At 35.5% G+C, this 16566-nt stretch carries 10 protein-coding genes; all 10 read left to right on the forward strand.

What is annotated here, in order from left to right; genetic code table 11:
* Positions 1 to 20 precede the first annotated feature (20 nt).
* The 10 genes from rseP to gcvH all read left to right on the forward strand — a co-directional run bounded on the left by rseP (position 21) and on the right by gcvH (position 16420).
* Positions 21 to 1376, forward strand: coding sequence for an RIP metalloprotease RseP (gene rseP / locus ABYT26_RS04215; RefSeq protein ID WP_372751648.1), 1356 nt, complete (start codon positions 21 to 23; stop codon positions 1374 to 1376).
* Between the two features lie 52 nt (positions 1377 to 1428).
* A complete protein-coding gene (gene tatA / locus ABYT26_RS04220; RefSeq protein WP_372751649.1) occupies positions 1429 to 1626 on the forward strand; it encodes a twin-arginine translocase TatA/TatE family subunit in 198 nt (65 codons plus the stop codon).
* A 209-nt stretch (positions 1627 to 1835) separates the two neighbouring features.
* Positions 1836 to 3281: a transglycosylase SLT domain-containing protein gene (locus ABYT26_RS04225; RefSeq protein ID WP_372751650.1), complete on the forward strand. Its 1446-nt coding sequence runs from the start codon at positions 1836 to 1838 to the stop codon at positions 3279 to 3281.
* Positions 3282 to 3308: 27 nt separating this feature from the next.
* Positions 3309 to 4304, forward strand: coding sequence for a DUF4837 family protein (locus tag ABYT26_RS04230; RefSeq protein ID WP_372751651.1), 996 nt, complete (start codon positions 3309 to 3311; stop codon positions 4302 to 4304).
* Between the two features lie 6 nt (positions 4305 to 4310).
* Positions 4311 to 4691, forward strand: coding sequence for a hypothetical protein (locus tag ABYT26_RS04235; protein ID WP_372751652.1), 381 nt, complete (start codon positions 4311 to 4313; stop codon positions 4689 to 4691).
* Between the two features lie 190 nt (positions 4692 to 4881).
* Positions 4882 to 6324 (forward strand): M17 family metallopeptidase, encoded by a 1443-nt coding sequence (locus ABYT26_RS04240; RefSeq protein ID WP_372751653.1) that lies wholly within the window; start codon positions 4882 to 4884, stop codon positions 6322 to 6324.
* Between the two features lie 217 nt (positions 6325 to 6541).
* Positions 6542 to 7597, forward strand: coding sequence for a 4-hydroxythreonine-4-phosphate dehydrogenase PdxA (gene pdxA, locus ABYT26_RS04245; RefSeq protein ID WP_372751654.1), 1056 nt, complete (start codon positions 6542 to 6544; stop codon positions 7595 to 7597).
* A gap of 134 nt (positions 7598 to 7731) precedes the next feature.
* Positions 7732 to 8313 (forward strand): Holliday junction branch migration protein RuvA, encoded by a 582-nt coding sequence (gene ruvA, locus ABYT26_RS04250; RefSeq protein WP_372751655.1) that lies wholly within the window; start codon positions 7732 to 7734, stop codon positions 8311 to 8313.
* Between the two features lie 42 nt (positions 8314 to 8355).
* The gene (sprA, locus tag ABYT26_RS04255) at positions 8356 to 15891 is read left to right on the forward strand and encodes a cell surface protein SprA (protein WP_372751656.1); all 7536 of its coding nucleotides are present in this window, start codon (positions 8356 to 8358) and stop codon (positions 15889 to 15891) included.
* A gap of 154 nt (positions 15892 to 16045) precedes the next feature.
* Positions 16046 to 16420 carry a glycine cleavage system protein GcvH gene (gene gcvH, locus ABYT26_RS04260; protein ID WP_372751657.1) on the forward strand — a complete coding sequence of 125 codons (375 nt, stop codon included), beginning with the start codon at positions 16046 to 16048 and terminating at the stop codon, positions 16418 to 16420.
* Positions 16421 to 16566 lie beyond the last annotated feature (146 nt).

Here is a 16566-nt window from a genome sequence, read left to right on the forward strand (position 1 = left end):
AATTATTAATAGAATATTGAATGGAAGTAATTGTTAAAATAGGACAGTTTTTGTTGAGTTTGTCCATCTTAGTTGTACTGCATGAGTTAGGGCATTTTACCTTTGCAAAATTGTTTAAAACCCGAGTGGAGAAATTTTACATGTTCTTTAATCCCGGATTTTCCCTTTTTAAATTTAAAAAAGGCGAAACAGAATATGGTATTGGATGGTTGCCATTGGGTGGCTATGTGAAAATATCAGGAATGATTGATGAATCGATGGATAAGGAGCAAATGAAATTGCCTCCAGAGCCTTACGAATTCAGATCGAAACCAGCTTGGCAACGATTGCTGATTATGGTGGGTGGTGTTTTGGTGAATTTTATTTTGGCCTTTGTAATTTATATCGCCGTACTTTTCACTTGGGGAGAGCAATATCTGCCTGCTGAAAATGTAAAATATGGTGTGGTTTGCGACTCATTAGCTGAAAGCATTGGTCTACAGGATGGAGATAAAATTGTATCGCTTGACAACCAGAAAGTAGAACGATTTTACGACATAATCCCAGATATTTTACTGAACAGTCCCAAGTCGATTCAGGTCATCCGAAATAAGGAACAAGTAAGTGTCAATATACCATCTTCTTTTGTGCCAGGATTATTGGCCCATAGTAGTAAGGGTTTTTCTGCAAGTCCGGTATTTGATGTTCGCTATCCATATAGCGCTATTTCCATTGGAAAAGTAATCGCAAAATCACCTGCTGCTGATGCAGGAATTGTGAAAGGAGATCGAATTGTTTCTGTCGACTCGGTATCTTTTGAATACTACGATCAGTTTCAGGAGTTTATGCAATCTAAGAAAAGTGAGAATGTGCAGGTTCTTTTAAATCGAGAAGGAAAATCAGTAGCAGTTCAGCTTGCCGTTGGCGAAGATGGAAAAATCGGATTTTATCCGCAAATGGAAGCGGGTATGTTTGAATATTCTACTTTGAAATATAATTTTGTGGAAGCTATTCCTGCGGGTGTTAACAAAGGAATCGATAAACTATCGTCCTACCTTAAGCAGTTTAAACTCATTTTCTCTTCGGAAACGAAAGCTTATAAATCCCTTGGTGGTTTCATTACTATTGGAAGTATTTTTCCAAGTGTTTGGAATTGGGAAGCCTTTTGGAATCTTACCGCATTTTTATCTATAATTCTGGCTATTATGAATATTCTTCCTATTCCAGCTTTAGATGGTGGACATGTAATGTTTCTGATGTATGAAATCATTACAGGAAGAAAACCTGGAGATAAATTTATGGAGTATGCACAGATTACGGGAATGGTACTCTTGTTTGGATTGCTTATTTTTGCTAATGGAAATGATGTTGTAAAATGGATCTCCAGCTTGAAGTAGTGAAATGTATTTAATTTAGTAACTTAGACGTTGAATCAATAAATTAATAGAAATGAATCTTTTAGTTTTAGCCGGAATGATTGGCCCTTGGCAAATCATTATTATAGTATTTGTGATTGTACTTCTTTTTGGAGGGAAAAAAATTCCTGAACTGATGAAAGGATTGGGCCAAGGAATGAAGGAGTTCAAGAAGGCTACTGATCAGGATGATGATAAAGATAATACTGAGAAGCACTCGAAAGATAAGTAAGTGGAAAAGGCAGAATTTACTTCTGCCTTTTTATGGTTTTCTATTTGAAGACTACCAAATAATGAGTACAAAACTAATATCATAGTTGCTTCTGCTCATTTTGATCAAAACATTTAGAAATAAATGTTTTTTTTATATTATTTTGGTGCAGTATTGTAATTGAGACGTAATTTTTTACGAAAACTATGGGCATTTAAATGCGAACATTTATGTGGAGATATTTACTTCTTTTTATTCCTTATTTGGCTTTTTTAGCTGAGGCTGATGCTCAGTCACGTTTCGGTATTTTTCACAAAGAAAAGCCAGGGAGCTTAAATGAAATTAATCAGCGTTTGATTGATTTTACTTCCGACATATTAAAAGAAGATCAGCCACAGAATGTAGTTTTAGATGCGAATTATATTCCTGTTTTTTCTGATGATGTCTATCAGAAAAGAATGGAGAAGATCGATATTCAAAGCCCAATACGATTGGATTTTAAGCCTATTGTACGACGATACATCGAGGCTTACGCAGTGCGACATCGTGAAAAAACGGCTAAAATTATTGAACGGTCGGAATTGTATTTTCCTTTGTTCGAAGAGTATTTGGATAAGTATCAGCTTCCTCTTGAATTAAAATATTTATCGGTTATTGAATCGGCCTTGGATCCTAAGGCCAAATCTCGGTCTGGAGCCATGGGCTTATGGCAATTCATGTTCAATGCCAGTAAAATGTTCGATTTACGAGTTACCTCCTATGTGGATGAACGATTGGATCCTGAAAAGTCGACCGAAGCAGCCTGTAAATATTTGCAGTATTTGCATAGGATTTTTGGCGATTGGCAGCTTGCATTAGCAGCTTATAATGGAGGCCCAGGAGTGGTGAGAGAAGCCATTCAGAGGTCGGGAGGGAAAACGGATTTTTGGGAAATATCGTCTTATTTGCCAGAACAAACACGAAACTATGTGCCTGCATTTATTGCTGTAAATTATGTGATGAATTACAGTTCCGAACACAATATTGTTCCTTCGAAAAATGTTTATCCCTACTTTCGAATCTCACCTGTTACGGTAAGTAAACCCATTTCTTTTCAACATGTTGCCGAAGCTTTAGAATTGTCTATTGATGTGGTTCGCGATTTAAATCCCATTTACAAACATGATTTGATTCCTTTGTGCGAAATTCCTGCTAAATTGGTGTTGCCGATTGAAAAAGTAGGTGCGTTTATCGACTTGGAAGATATTATTTATGGAATGACTAGTGAACCTAAGAAATATCTTGAATTGCAAAAAGAACTTTCTACCAAGAAAGGAAAATATTGCATTATTCATACGGTAAAGCCTGGTGAGTATTTTCATAAAATTGCCATGAATTACGGTTGTACTATCAATAATATAAAAGAGTGGAATGGAATGGATAGTCCGGAGATTTATGCCGGCCAACATCTAAAAATATGGGTTTACCCTTCCGATACATTGGCGCAAAAACCTCAAAGAGATCCTTTGTTGAAGAAAAGTAAATTCTTACTTTACCAAGTTCAGGCAGGAGATAGTTTACGTTCCATTGCCGATCGTTTTGATCTTAAATCAACATCGGATTTGTTGGAATTAAATAGGATACCTTCGAAAGCTATTGAACCAGGAATGGTTTTAAAAATAATTTGTTACGAATAGAAACATTTGTCTCTAAATTTCAAAATTATGAAGAGAATAATTCAAGTAGCTGTGCTTTGTTTATTTGTTGTGATAGGTAATTCATCCTGCAAAAAATCAACACAAGGATTACGACCAGTAGTAACTGGTACGGCAGGAGAGATCGTTGTAATCGTTAATGATGCATTGTACGAGGGAAGTATTGGAGATACATTAAAATCGATTTTGAACGACACTCAAATAGGGTTGCCCCAAGATGAGCCATTGTTTGATATTTTACAATTATCTCACAATGAATTCTCTAGTATGTTTAAAACTCATCGGAGTATTTTAGATCTACGAGTATCTTCTAAAGTAAAAGAAAATAAGATTGCTGTAAAAGATGCATTTTATGCCAAAACTCAGTCTTTTATGAAGATTGAGGCGAAAAGCAAAAAGGAGATGATCCAACTCTTAACCGACAATAGGAATAAGATTATTGCCTATTTTCATGTTGGAGAACGAGAGCGTAAAATAAAGGTTTTTAAAAAGAATGTGGTTCAGGAGATTTATGAAAACTTGAAGAAAAGAGAAGAATTTGTTTTGTCTTTTCCTTCTGGTTACACAATAAATAAGCAGGTTGATGATTTTTTGTGGATCAGCAAAGAAACACCATCTACAAGTCAGGGAATGTTTATTTATAGTTTCGATTATATTTCGGAAGATTCCTTTACAAAGGAAGAGATATTACGGAAAAGAAATTCTTTCTCGAGAAAATATGTTCCTGGTCCTAAGGAGGGAAGCTTTATGACTACAGAGGAAAATTTTCCAATTTCGAATCGTCAATTTGAGTTCCATGGAAATTATGCTGTGGAAACTCGAGGATTGTGGAAAGTAGAAAACGATTTTATGGGAGGACCTTTTTTGAATATCACTTTTCTTGATCAAAAGAACAATAGAGTAATTTGCATGGACGCCTACGTTTACTATCCAAATCACGATAAGCGTGAATTGCTGCGTGAATTAGAAGCTATTATGTATTCCTACACAGAACTAACTAAATAAACCAATGTGAGTGTACCCGATTTGAAAAATGTAAGTATCGAGTCGTATCGTAATCGCGAGGAAGTAATTAAACAGGTTGCATCTCAGATAGAGAAAGATTTTGTTCAGTTTGGACTGGAGGTGAAATTCTCTGGTGATATTCATTCAGCCTACGAGGAACTTTTTTCCAAGCTTAATAATCATATTTCTTATTTACTCGATCGGGACTATCATCGTTTGATTCTTCTTTTGTATCAGATTGATGTAAGCGAGAAACAGATTGTTAAAACAGAATTGAGTTTTCCTGATGTTCCTAAATCAGAGGTGCTAACCGAATTGATTATTTTGCGGGAACTTAAAAAAGTAATAATCAGGAACTATTATAAGGAAAATCCAGGTAAAATATAATTGAACCGCAGCACTTAGCTGCGGTTTTCTTTTTCCTAATTAGAGTAATGCTTTCCGCTTAGTTTTTTACTATTTTTACTTCACGATATAAATTTACAGAAAATACCTGTTCATGATTTCACGCAATTTTGTGGATTTTACAGTGGATAGATGTTAATAGTTATTGTTTTTTTAACTAAAACGAAGTGAGATGAAATTAGAAGTGAAAAGCCTTCAATCGTCAAATGAAAACGAAAATATTTTTTATTTAGCGACTAGCGAAAATTATAAGAAACTTCCTTTTTCCGAACAGGAAATAAAGTTTGCCGAGGAACAAATTGCTGCCGAAGTACCATTAGTAGAGTTCAATCGCTATACACATAAAGTGTACTTGCATGTTTCTGCCGAAAAAACTTATGGAAATTCCGAGCTCGAAAAAATGAGAAAATTAGCTTTTTCTGTACACACAAAAATACAAGAAAGTAAAATTTCAAGCCTTGTTATACAAGATCAATTAAACAATTCTGATGCACTACTCGCATTTGTTGAAGGTCTTTCTTTGACGAATTATCAGTTTTTAAAATACTTTACCGATACAAAAAAGAAAAAATATACACTCAAACAGGTAAGCATTCAAACTAATGTACTTGCCAAAGAAGCCATAGATGAGTTGTCGGCTATAGTTGAAGGTGTAAAGTTGGCTCGGGAATTAGTAAACGAACCTTTAAGCTATCTTACCGCCCAAAAACTGAGTGAAGAAATTCAGAAAATGGCCGATGATGCTGGTTTTACATTGGAAGTATTTGGAAAAAAGAAAATTGAAAGTCTAAAAATGGGCGGACTACTTGCTGTGAATAAAGGCAGTGTTGACGATCCTACTTTTTCGGTGTTGGAATGGAATCCCAAAGGAGCTCGTAATTCAAAACCTATTGTTTTTGTTGGGAAAGGTGTGGTTTATGATACTGGAGGAGTGAGTCTTAAGCCAACTAAGGATAGTATGGATTTAATGAAGTCGGACATGGGTGGAGCAGCTTCAGTTGCTGGAGCTATTTATGCCATTGCTAAAGCAAACCTACCCATTCATGTTGTAGGTTTAATTCCGGCTACCGATAATCGACCAGGAGGCAATGCTTATGTTCCAGGTGATGTAGTTACCATGCACAATGGAAAAACTGTTGAGGTATTAAATACTGATGCTGAAGGAAGAATGTTACTCGCCGATGCACTTAGTTATGCCGATCGTTATAATCCCGAATTTGTGATCGATTTAGCTACTTTAACTGGGGCAGCAGCTGTTGCCATAGGTAAGTATGGTATAGTAGCCATGGGGAATCAGGCAAGTCAGGAGAATATGCCTAGTTTGAAAAAAGCCGGCGATAGAGTGCATGAAAGACTTGTTGAATTCCCTTTTTGGGATGATTTTGGTGAATTAATAGAATCGGATATTGCTGATTTAAAAAATCTGGGAGGTAGAGATGCTGGTGCGATTACTGCAGGTAAATTTTTGGAACATTTCACCAATTATCCATGGGTTCATCTTGATATTGCTGGCCCTGCATTCCTAGGTTCAATGGATAGTTACCGAGGAAAAGGAGGAAGCGGAGTTGGTGTTCGTTTGCTTTTTGAATTTAGTAAACAATATCAAACTGAGTAATTCGAAAAAAGATATAATTCTTTTAACGAATCTTTCTATTTTTGCATTGAATTATTCGAATTGAGAAACAATATCTTATAATTGTATATCTTCATCGTTTAGTTTCTGATTTTTTCGGAACAGAAGATAAAAAGTAAATTGATAACTGCTTATTTTCGTTTCCTTAATGAATTGCATAGGGAAACGAAATCAGTTCACTGATATAATTAAATAACAGATGAAAAACACTAAAATAAGAGTTGGAATCACTCATGGCGATATTAATGGAATTGGTTACGAGGTTATTATTAAAACCTTAATGGACGATCGGATGTTTGAGCTTTGTACTCCTATCATTTATGGTTCTCCTAAAGTGGCAGCTTACCATCGAAAAGCATTAAATATCGACTCTTTTAGCTTAAATAATATTAAAGAGGCTCAGGAAGCTCATCCTAATCGAACCAATATTATTAACTGTGTAGATGAAAATGTAAAAGTAGAATTGGGTAAATCAACTCGAAGCGCTGGAGAATCTGCTTTTAAATCTTTGGAAGCGGCTGTTGCCGATCTGGAAAAGGGTTTTATTGATGTTTTAGTTACTGCACCAATTAATAAAAAGAACATTCAATCTAAGGATTTTAAATTTCCAGGACATACTGAATATTTGGAAAGTAAACTGAACTCTGGAAAGTCGCTAATGTTATTGATTAGTGATAAATTACGAGTTGGCGTTGTGGCTGGACATGTACCCATAAGCAAAGTGCCCGAATTTGTTTCCAAAGAGAATATTATTAGTAAACTAAATATTTTAAATACTTCTTTGCAGAAAGATTTTGGAATTAGAAAACCAAGGATTGCTGTGTTAAGTTTGAATCCGCATGCTGGAGATCAAGGATTAATAGGAAATGAGGAGATTGATGTAATTATTCCAGCATTAGAAGAAGTTCGAGAGAATGGAATTATGGCCTTAGGTCCCTATCCAGCAGATGGATTTTTTGGTTCTTCGGATTACTTAAAATTCGATGCTATTTTGGCCATGTATCACGACCAGGGATTAGCTCCATTTAAAGCTCTGGCTTTTGATTCTGGAGTGAATTTTACAGCTGGACTATCTAAAATTAGAACTTCACCAGCCCATGGGACTGCTTATTCAATTGCAGGAACAAATGTAGCATCCGAAAAATCATTTCAGCAAGCCTTGTATATGGCAATTGATGTATTTAGAAATCGGCAAAATTTTGAGGAGATTACCAAGAATCCACTTAAATCATCCGAAATGTCGAAAAACTCATAACTTAATAAAGTAAGAATAATAAAAAGAGCGGTTAATTATATATCGCTCTTTTTTGTTAAAAGCAATGCCTTGATTGTGAAATTAGCTATTTTTACATATTTTAAGGGTTTTAGCTAAATTGAATTCATAATTTTATGTTTGAGTACATCAAAGGAATAGTAGTTGATTTAACTCCAACTTCGGTAGTTGTAGAAACTAGTGGAATGGGTTATTTTTTAAATATCTCATTAAATACTTATTCCCAATTATCGGGTCACAATGAGGCTCAATTATATTTGCATCAGGTGGTTCGGGAAGATGCACACTTGTTATTTGGCTTTATTAATGCTAACGAGCGAGGACTTTTTCGTCATTTAATATCGGTTTCAGGAGTTGGTGCTAATACTGCACGAATGATGCTATCATCTTTAACCACTAGCGAAATACAATCAGCAATTGTTTCAAGTAATGTGAAAGTATTGCAAAGCATTAAGGGAATTGGTGCGAAAACGGCGCAGAGAATTATTATTGAACTGAAAGATAAATTGGGAAAAGAGACGGATATCTCTGAATTTTCTTTGGAGGAGAACAATACTACAAAAGAAGAAGCGTTATCTGCATTAGTGATGCTTGGTTTTTCCAAGAATTCAGTTTTGAAAATTATCAATAAAATATATACCGCGAATCTTAATGCAAGCGTTGAGGATTTAATAAAATTAGCCTTAAAACAATTGTAAGCAAAGATCGTAATTGCTTTACTAACCTAAGGTAATCATAACTTGAAGAAACTTTTTAAATATCCCCTCACTTTACTTGTAGTATTGCTTTGCAGTGCTATTGGGAGTAATTATCGTCTTGTTGCCCGTAATTCAATTTCCAATTTAGAATTTCAAGTTACTCAGCAGCAGGATACCATAACCCATGCTCGAGATACTATTTCTGAGGCCTCAGGTGTATCTGATCGGGTAACGAATAAAAAATCACCTTTTTACATTGACAATCCTGATGCAAAGGACAACTCTCTCCCTTATTCTTTTGATGATGTGAGTGATAATCAGGAATTGGGCTCTCAAAATGAATCCCCTTTGTACCTTAAGAATCCTAAGAATATTGTCACCACAATTCAATATGATCCACTTACCGGCAATTACATATTGGTAACACGAATTGGAGATTTAGAATACCGCAGACCTACCAGCATGACAGCAGAAGAGTATGAACAGTATGAAGCTGAAAAATCTCTTCGTGATTACTGGATGGAACGAAGCCGGAATGATGGAGTCGGTAGTGATGAACTAGTGCCAGATTTAGAGTTGGGAGGACAATTTGTTGACAAAATTTTTGGGAGTAATACCATCTCTATTAAGCCTCAGGGGTCTGCCGAATTAACTTTTGGAATTAGTACTACTACCATTGATAATCCTACTATTTCTGAAAACCTAAGGAAGACAACCAGCTTCGATTTTGATGAAAAAATTCAAATGAACGTAAGTGGTACGGTGGGTGAAAAATTACAAATGGATGTAAATTACGATACCGAAGCAACCTTCGATTTTGAAAATGAAATAAAATTGGAGTACACTGGAGATGAAGATGAAATTATCGATAAAATTGAAGCGGGTAATGTGTCCATGCCTATTTCGAATTCATTGATTACAGGTGGCCAAGATTTATTTGGTGTGAAAGCTCAAATGCAATTTGGAAAATTATCGTTAACAACAGTTCTTTCTCAACAAGAAGGAGAAACAAGTGTTATTGAACTAGAAAATGGTGCTGAAAGTAATGAGTTTGATATTTCGGCCGATGAGTATGAAGCCAACAGAAACTTTTTCTTATCGAAATATTTTTACGATAATTACGATGAGGCTCTGGAGAATCTTCCCACTATAAATTCTTCTATTGCCATTAATAAAGTGGAGGTATGGGTTACCAATAAAACATCTGACTATGATGATGCAAGAAATATTGTGGGATTCGTTGATTTGGGAGAAAATGAGGATAACATTTACAATAGCACACTCTTTTCTCAAACGGGGACAGGAGATTATCCAGACAACGATTTGAATAATTTGTACGATCAAATGACTACTACTTATTCTGGTATTCGTACGATTAGCTCGGTAACAACGACTCTTGCAGGTGTAGGTTCTGGTTTTGCAAGTGGTTACGATTACGAAAAAGTTGAGAATGCACGAAAACTTTCTTCCTCGGAATACACATTAAATGAAGAATTGGGTTATATCACTCTTACGTCAGCCTTAAATTCTGACGAGGTTTTGTCAGTAGCTTATCAGTATACTACTAAGGGAAAGGTGTATCAGGTGGGTGAATTTACTTCCGATGGGGTGAGTTCTCCAAATGTTCTGATTACAAAGCTGTTGAAAGGAACTACTTTAAGTCCCAAAATGCCTACTTGGACTTTAATGATGAAAAATATTTATAACATTGGCGCTTATCAAGTAGAGGAGGATGATTTTGTTTTAAACGTATTGTATGACAATGATGAAGCAGGAACAAGTGTTAATTATATTAGTGAAGGCGATATTAAAGGCGAAATTCTACTGAAAGTTTTTAATCTTGATAATGTTGATTCCAATCTTGATGAAGGTTCGGATGGGGTTTTTGATTTTATTGAAGGAACCACAATTCTGAGTACAACAGGTCGGATTATTTTTCCTGTAGTTGAACCTTTTGGGTCTTACTTACGGGAGAAGATAGGGAGCAATACCATTGCTGACGACTACGTTTTTGAAGAATTATACGAATTATCGCAAAGTGATGCCCAAGAAGTGGCAGAACAAAACAAATTCTCATTGTCAGGGAGCTACTCATCCTCAACAACCTCTTCAATATCTTTAGATGGAACTAATATTGAACAAGGTTCGGTTACTGTAAAAGCCGGGGGTGTCGAATTGGAAGAAAATGTCGATTATACGGTGGATTATACTTTAGGACGAGTAACAATTATTAATCAAAGTTTGTTGGAATCAAACACCTCCATAACCATTGAAAGTTCCAGTAGTTCATCATTCGAAACTGAAACTACAACTTTGTTGGGAATGCAAATGGATTACGCAGTGAACGATAATTTTAATCTGGGTGCTACTCTGATGTACCTATCAGAGCAGTCGCAGACTGATAAAGTAAATGTGGGCGATGAAGCCATGGCCAACACCATGTGGGGATTGAACGGTAGCTACACCACGGAATCTATGTTTATAACAAGGATGCTTGATAAGCTACCTTTTTACGAGACCAAAGAAGCTTCTTCTATTTCTATTGAGGGAGAGTTTGCGAATTTAATTCCAGGGTCTAATACCGGAACATCCTATATCGATGATTTTGAAGGATCGGAAACATCCATAGATCTGAAGAGTGTTACTTCTTGGAGTTTAGCTAGTACGCCACAATCAAACGAAACTTTATTTCCCGAAGGTGACCTAACTGGGGATTTAGCTTATGGGTATAATCGTGCTAAATTGGCTTGGTACTATATCGATCCATTATTTTTGAGGGATTACTCAACAACTCCTTCTCATATTAAATCTGACGATGATCAGCAATCAAATTATTTTGTTCGTGAAGTTTACGAAGAAGAAATTTGGCCCAATATGGATAGCTATACTGGTGAATCTACAACAGTTTCTGTTTTTAACCTAGCTTTTTATCCCGACGAGAAAGGTCCCTATAACTATGATGTTGATGGAGAAGCTGGAGTATCGCAGGGAATGAATGAAGATGGTACACTGAAAGATCCTGAATCAAGATGGGGAGGGATTATGAGGAAAATGGAAACGACTAATTTTGAGTCTTCCAACATCTCTTATATTGAATTTTGGGTAATGGATCCTTTTGTGTATGAGACAGATCATACAGGAGGTGATTTGTATTTTAACTTGGGAAATATTTCTGAAGATGTTTTAAAAGATGGACGTAAATCATTTGAGAATGGATTGCCCACCTCCGAGGAGGTTACTTTGGTTGATACTACAGTTTGGGGTCGGGTTCCTAATGTTCAATCAGTAGTATATGCTTTCGATAATAGCTCCAGTTCCCGAGAGTATCAGGATGTAGGATTAGATGGATTATCGGATTCTGATGAGCTAACTTTTTTTGACGATTATGTGAACGAAATCGCTTCGTCGATAAACTTAGGTCCAAACTCAGAAGCTTATTCCAATGCTGAAGATGATCCATCAAGTGATGATTATCATTATTTTAGAGGTTCTGACTACGATGCTGATGAAGTGAGTATTTTAGAGAGATACAAAAAATACAATGGTCCTGATGGTAATTCCCCAACTTCCGATCTTTCATCCGAATCTTATACAACTTCAGCTACAACTGTGCCTAATAGTGAGGATATTAATAAAGACAATACCCTAAGCGAAAGTGAATCTTACTATCAGTATAAAGTTCATTTAGAGCCTGATGGAATGGTTATTGGACAGAATTTTATTGTGGATAAAATAACAAGTACTGTTGATTTAGAGAATGGTTCTGAGGGAAGTGTAGATTGGTATCAGTTTAAAATTCCTATCGACGAATATGACGATTCTTATGGAACCATTAGCGATTTTACTTCTATTCGTTTTATGAGAATGTTTATGAAGGGTTTTGATGAAGATATCATTCTTCGTTTTGCAACTCTTGATTTGGTTCGCGACGAATGGAAAAGTTACGAGGGAGCAGTAAATGAAGATGATGATGACGAGGTAGTTTCTGAGGGTAGTTTCGAAATATCATCGGTGAATATAGAGGAAAATTCAGAGAAAGACCCTGTAAATTATGTCTTGCCTCCAGATATCGATCGAACTGTTGATGCTAGTAACTCTTCTCTTGTTGAGGAGAATGAACAGTCCATGATACTGAAGGTTACCAACCTTGAGGATGGTAAAGGTCAGGCAGCCTATAAATCATTAGGATTGGATGTTAGAAAGTATGGTTCTTTGATTATGGATGTTCATGCCGAAGAAATTGATGGCTATGACTTGGATGATGAGGATCTGAGAATTTTTATCCGTTTCGGATCTGATTATCAGGACAATTATTATGAATATGAAATTCCGTTGATTCTTACGCCTGCTGGTGATTATGATGATGATAGTGATGATGATCGTTTGATTGTTTGGCCAGAAGAAAATCAGTTTAATTTTGAATTAAGTCTTTTTACCGAGCTAAAAACGGAACGAAATACGGAACTTAATTCTGCTGGTTCTAATGTGGATTATACTACCCCCTATGAAATGTATGCAGGTGATATTTCTGATGATGTGGAAACCATTCACTTATATGATATTGTTCGTATAAAAGGAAATCCTAGTTTAGGAGATTTGGATGTTGCTATGATTGGAATTAAAAACCCTTCACAGGATAATGATGATTCCGACGATGGCTTAGATAAGTCTGTTGAGGTTTGGGTAAATGAACTTCGTTTAACAGATTTTGATGAAGATGGAGGTTGGGCTGCGAATCTTACTACTACAGTTAAATTAGCCGATTTGGGAACTGTAAACTATTCTACAAGTATGATTACTGCTGGTTTTGGTAGTATAGATGATGGAGTTAGCGATAGGTACACTGACGATATTTATTCCTACGATTTTTCAACCAGTTTGGAATTAGGAAAATTATTTGGAAATAATTCTGGTATTAGCATTCCAATGTATTATGCTATCTCCGAGGAAACGGTAACGCCTGAATATTACCCTTTAGATGATGATCTTTTGCTAGATGATGTTCTGGATTCCTACGATACTACCGAGGAACGTGATTCTATTTTAAACTTGTCGCAGGAGTATACAAAAAAGAAAAGTTTTAACCTTACTAATGTTGGAATTCAGAAAAAAGATGGAGAGTCAAAAATATTGGATGCATCTAATTTATCCCTTACCTACTCATTTAATGAAACCTATTCGCGCGACGAGGACACCGAGTATGAAATTGAACAGGATTATCGTTATTTGGTAAGTTATAATTATAGTGGTCAGCCTAAATCGGTTCAGCCATTTAAAAAGGTAAAACTATTTCAGAAACCCGCTTTTAGATTATTGAAGGATTTTAATTTTTACTACATGCCTTCTCAAATATCAGTACGTTCCGATGTGCAAAGGTATTATAACGAAACACTGACTAGAGATGTTGATGAAGATACGGATGTATTAATTGAAGCTACTTACGATAAAGATTTTATCTGGTATCGATATTACGATTTAACATACAATCTTACTAAAGGATTGAAGTTTGATTTTTCTGCAACCAATACTTCAAGTATTGACGAGCCTGATGGAATTGTAGACAAAGATCGGGATACGGATGCTTATGAGATTTGGAAAGATTCCATTTGGAATAACCTAATGGATGGAGGTAGAAATATTCAATATCATCACGATTTTACTGTTAATTATACCTTGCCAATTAGTAAGATACCTTTACTTAATTGGACTTCTCTTACAAGTAGTTATTCGGGTTCTTACGATTGGGACGCTGGTTCAGTTACTAGTGATTCTATTGAATTGGGAAATACCATTCAAAATTCAAATACGATCCAAATGAATGGACAATTTAACTTTGTTAATTTATACAACAAGGTGGGGATTTTGAAAAAGATAAATAGAAAATACAGTTCGAACCGAAAATACAAACAGAAAAAAGAAAATTATAAAAAGGTTAAATATGAAGGGACTGTTGATGAGCTAAAAGCTGGAATTCCTACCTCTATTTATCACAAGCTGGGAACCCAGAATATTTCTGTTAAAGCTTACGATACTCAAGGAAAAGAAGTGAAAGTGCAAGTGAAATCTGTAACGGCCAATCGAGCAAAGATTACTGCTAATAAGAATGTGAAAAATGTTAGGGTTAGAGTCAATGGAAATGTTTCGGAGAGTGAGAGTGTTTTTACAGTAATTGGAGAAAACTTTTTGAGAACCTTAATGAGTGTTCGTAGTGTTTCCATTAGCTATTCCGAAATTAATTCATCCTCTATGCCTGGCTATTTGCCTGAAACAAATTATTTTGGAGGGGAAACTTATAATGGAACAAAAGCACCAGGATTTAGCTTTCTAATAGGAAATCAAGATAAGGATTATGGACAAAAATCGGCCGATAAGGGGTGGATTACCACCGATGATTCTTTTTACGATCCTTACGAAATGAGCAGTACAGAAAATTTTACCTTTAGGAGTACCTTAGAACCGATTGATGGTTTGCAAATAACAATATCAGCCAATCGTAGTTTTTCTCAAAATCGAAGTGAATATTATGTATATGATCAAAGTACTGATAGTTTTAGCGGAGAAAGCTTAAGCAAATCGGGAAGTTTTAGCATGAGTTTTCTTAGTTTAAAATCGGCTTTCTTCACCATTGGGAATACCGATGATTATTCTTCTGTTTATTTCGATGATTTTCTCTCTAGACGAAAAACTGAATCATTACGTTTAGCACAAATTCGTTACGGCGAGGATTATAGTTCTTATGCTCTTACTGATGATGATGGTAAACTAACGGGTTACTATGAAGGTTATGGCTCTACTTCACAAGAAGTTTTAATTCCTGCTTTTTTAAAAGCTTATGGTAATAGCGGAAAATCTCACAGTACTTTGTTTCCGAGTATTTCTCAAATTCAGCCCAATTGGAAGGTTACTTATGATGGGTTAACCAATTTGTCTTTAGTGAAAAGATATTTCAAATCAATTAATATTACCCACTCTTACTCTTCAACCTATAATGTTGGTTCGTATAGTACCAATTTATCTTACGAGGAGGATGAAAATGGTTTAAGTACTGTTGTCGATCTATCGGATAATTATTTACCTCTATATGAAGCAAACTCTGTTTCCATTAGTGAACAATTGAATCCTTTGATTAGTGTAGATATGGTTATGAATAATAGTTTCACATCAAGTTTTGAAATCAATCGAACCCGAAGCATGATATTAAGCTTATCAAGTACTCAATTAACCGAAGTGGCTTCTAATGAAATTGTTTTTGGCTTGGGCTACAAATTCGATGATTTTGGAATGATCATTGGTTCAGGATCTAAACAGAAAAAATTTACGAATAGTTTGAATCTTTCTGGCGACTTATCCATACGAAAAAATACAACAATCATTCGCGATATTGTGGATGAGGTTGATGAGTTAACCTCCGGACAAAAAGTGGTTACCTTAGAAGTAAGTGCAGACTATGTTCTGAATGATCGTTTTAATTTAAGATTGTACTACGATCGAACAGTAAATACGCCTTACGTTTCACTTTCATATCCGACTATAACCGCTGAGTTTGGAGCAAGTATTCAATTTTCTCTTTCGAATTAATAGTACCTCGACCGTAAAGGCTGTTTTTTGGTTTATCAGATGGGTAATAGTCCGTTATAAAACATAGAAATGCATTGGATGTGATATCTGTTAATAAAAAAAAAAATGTAAATTTGAGAAGTAATTTTATACTCAAAATAAACAACATACTATCATGAATGTACCTGATAATTTAAAGTATACCAAAGATCACGAATGGATTCGTGTGGAAGGCGATGAAGCTTTCGTGGGGGTAACTGATTTTGCTCAGTCGGAGTTAGGAGATATTGTTTTTGTGGAAGTAGAAACCGAAGGTGATGAACTTGAGAAAGAGGAAATATTCGGAACCATAGAAGCCGTTAAAACTGTTTCTGATTTGTTTATGCCAGTTGGTGGTGAAGTGCTGTCCTTCAATGAAAAATTGGAAGATGCTCCTGAACTTATCAATTCTGATGCATACGGAGAAGGTTGGATCATAAAAATTAAAGTAAGCGATAGTTCTCAGTTGGATACTTTATTATCAGCAGAGCAATACAAAGCATTATTGTAATAATATGACACTGTCCCGCAAAGTGTGTAAGTGATATTTCCAGGGTTAGACTTTAGTTAAGTCTGACCCTTTCTTCAAATATAGCTAAAAACTGATTGAGTATCACTCCCCAGTTTTGGATCGGCATCGTCCATTTTATGGTCGCT

The organism is Labilibaculum sp. (assembly GCF_041595635.1).
Classification (GTDB): domain Bacteria; phylum Bacteroidota; class Bacteroidia; order Bacteroidales; family Marinifilaceae; genus Labilibaculum.

Bases quoted from the DNA above. Each gene is read 5' to 3' on its own strand.
- ABYT26_RS04230 (WP_372751651.1), top strand. From the start codon at position 3,309: ATGAAGAGAATAATTCAAGTAGCTGTGCTTTGTTTATTTGTTGTGATA.
- ruvA (WP_372751655.1), top strand. From the start codon at position 7,732: ATGTTTGAGTACATCAAAGGAATAGTAGTTGATTTAACTCCAACTTCG.
- gcvH (WP_372751657.1), top strand. From the start codon at position 16,046: ATGAATGTACCTGATAATTTAAAGTATACCAAAGATCACGAATGGATT.
- ABYT26_RS04240 (WP_372751653.1), top strand. From the start codon at position 4,882: ATGAAATTAGAAGTGAAAAGCCTTCAATCGTCAAATGAAAACGAAAAT.
- rseP (WP_372751648.1), top strand. From the start codon at position 21: ATGGAAGTAATTGTTAAAATAGGACAGTTTTTGTTGAGTTTGTCCATC.
- ABYT26_RS04225 (WP_372751650.1), top strand. From the start codon at position 1,836: ATGTGGAGATATTTACTTCTTTTTATTCCTTATTTGGCTTTTTTAGCT.
- pdxA (WP_372751654.1), top strand. From the start codon at position 6,542: ATGAAAAACACTAAAATAAGAGTTGGAATCACTCATGGCGATATTAAT.
- tatA (WP_372751649.1), top strand. From the start codon at position 1,429: ATGAATCTTTTAGTTTTAGCCGGAATGATTGGCCCTTGGCAAATCATT.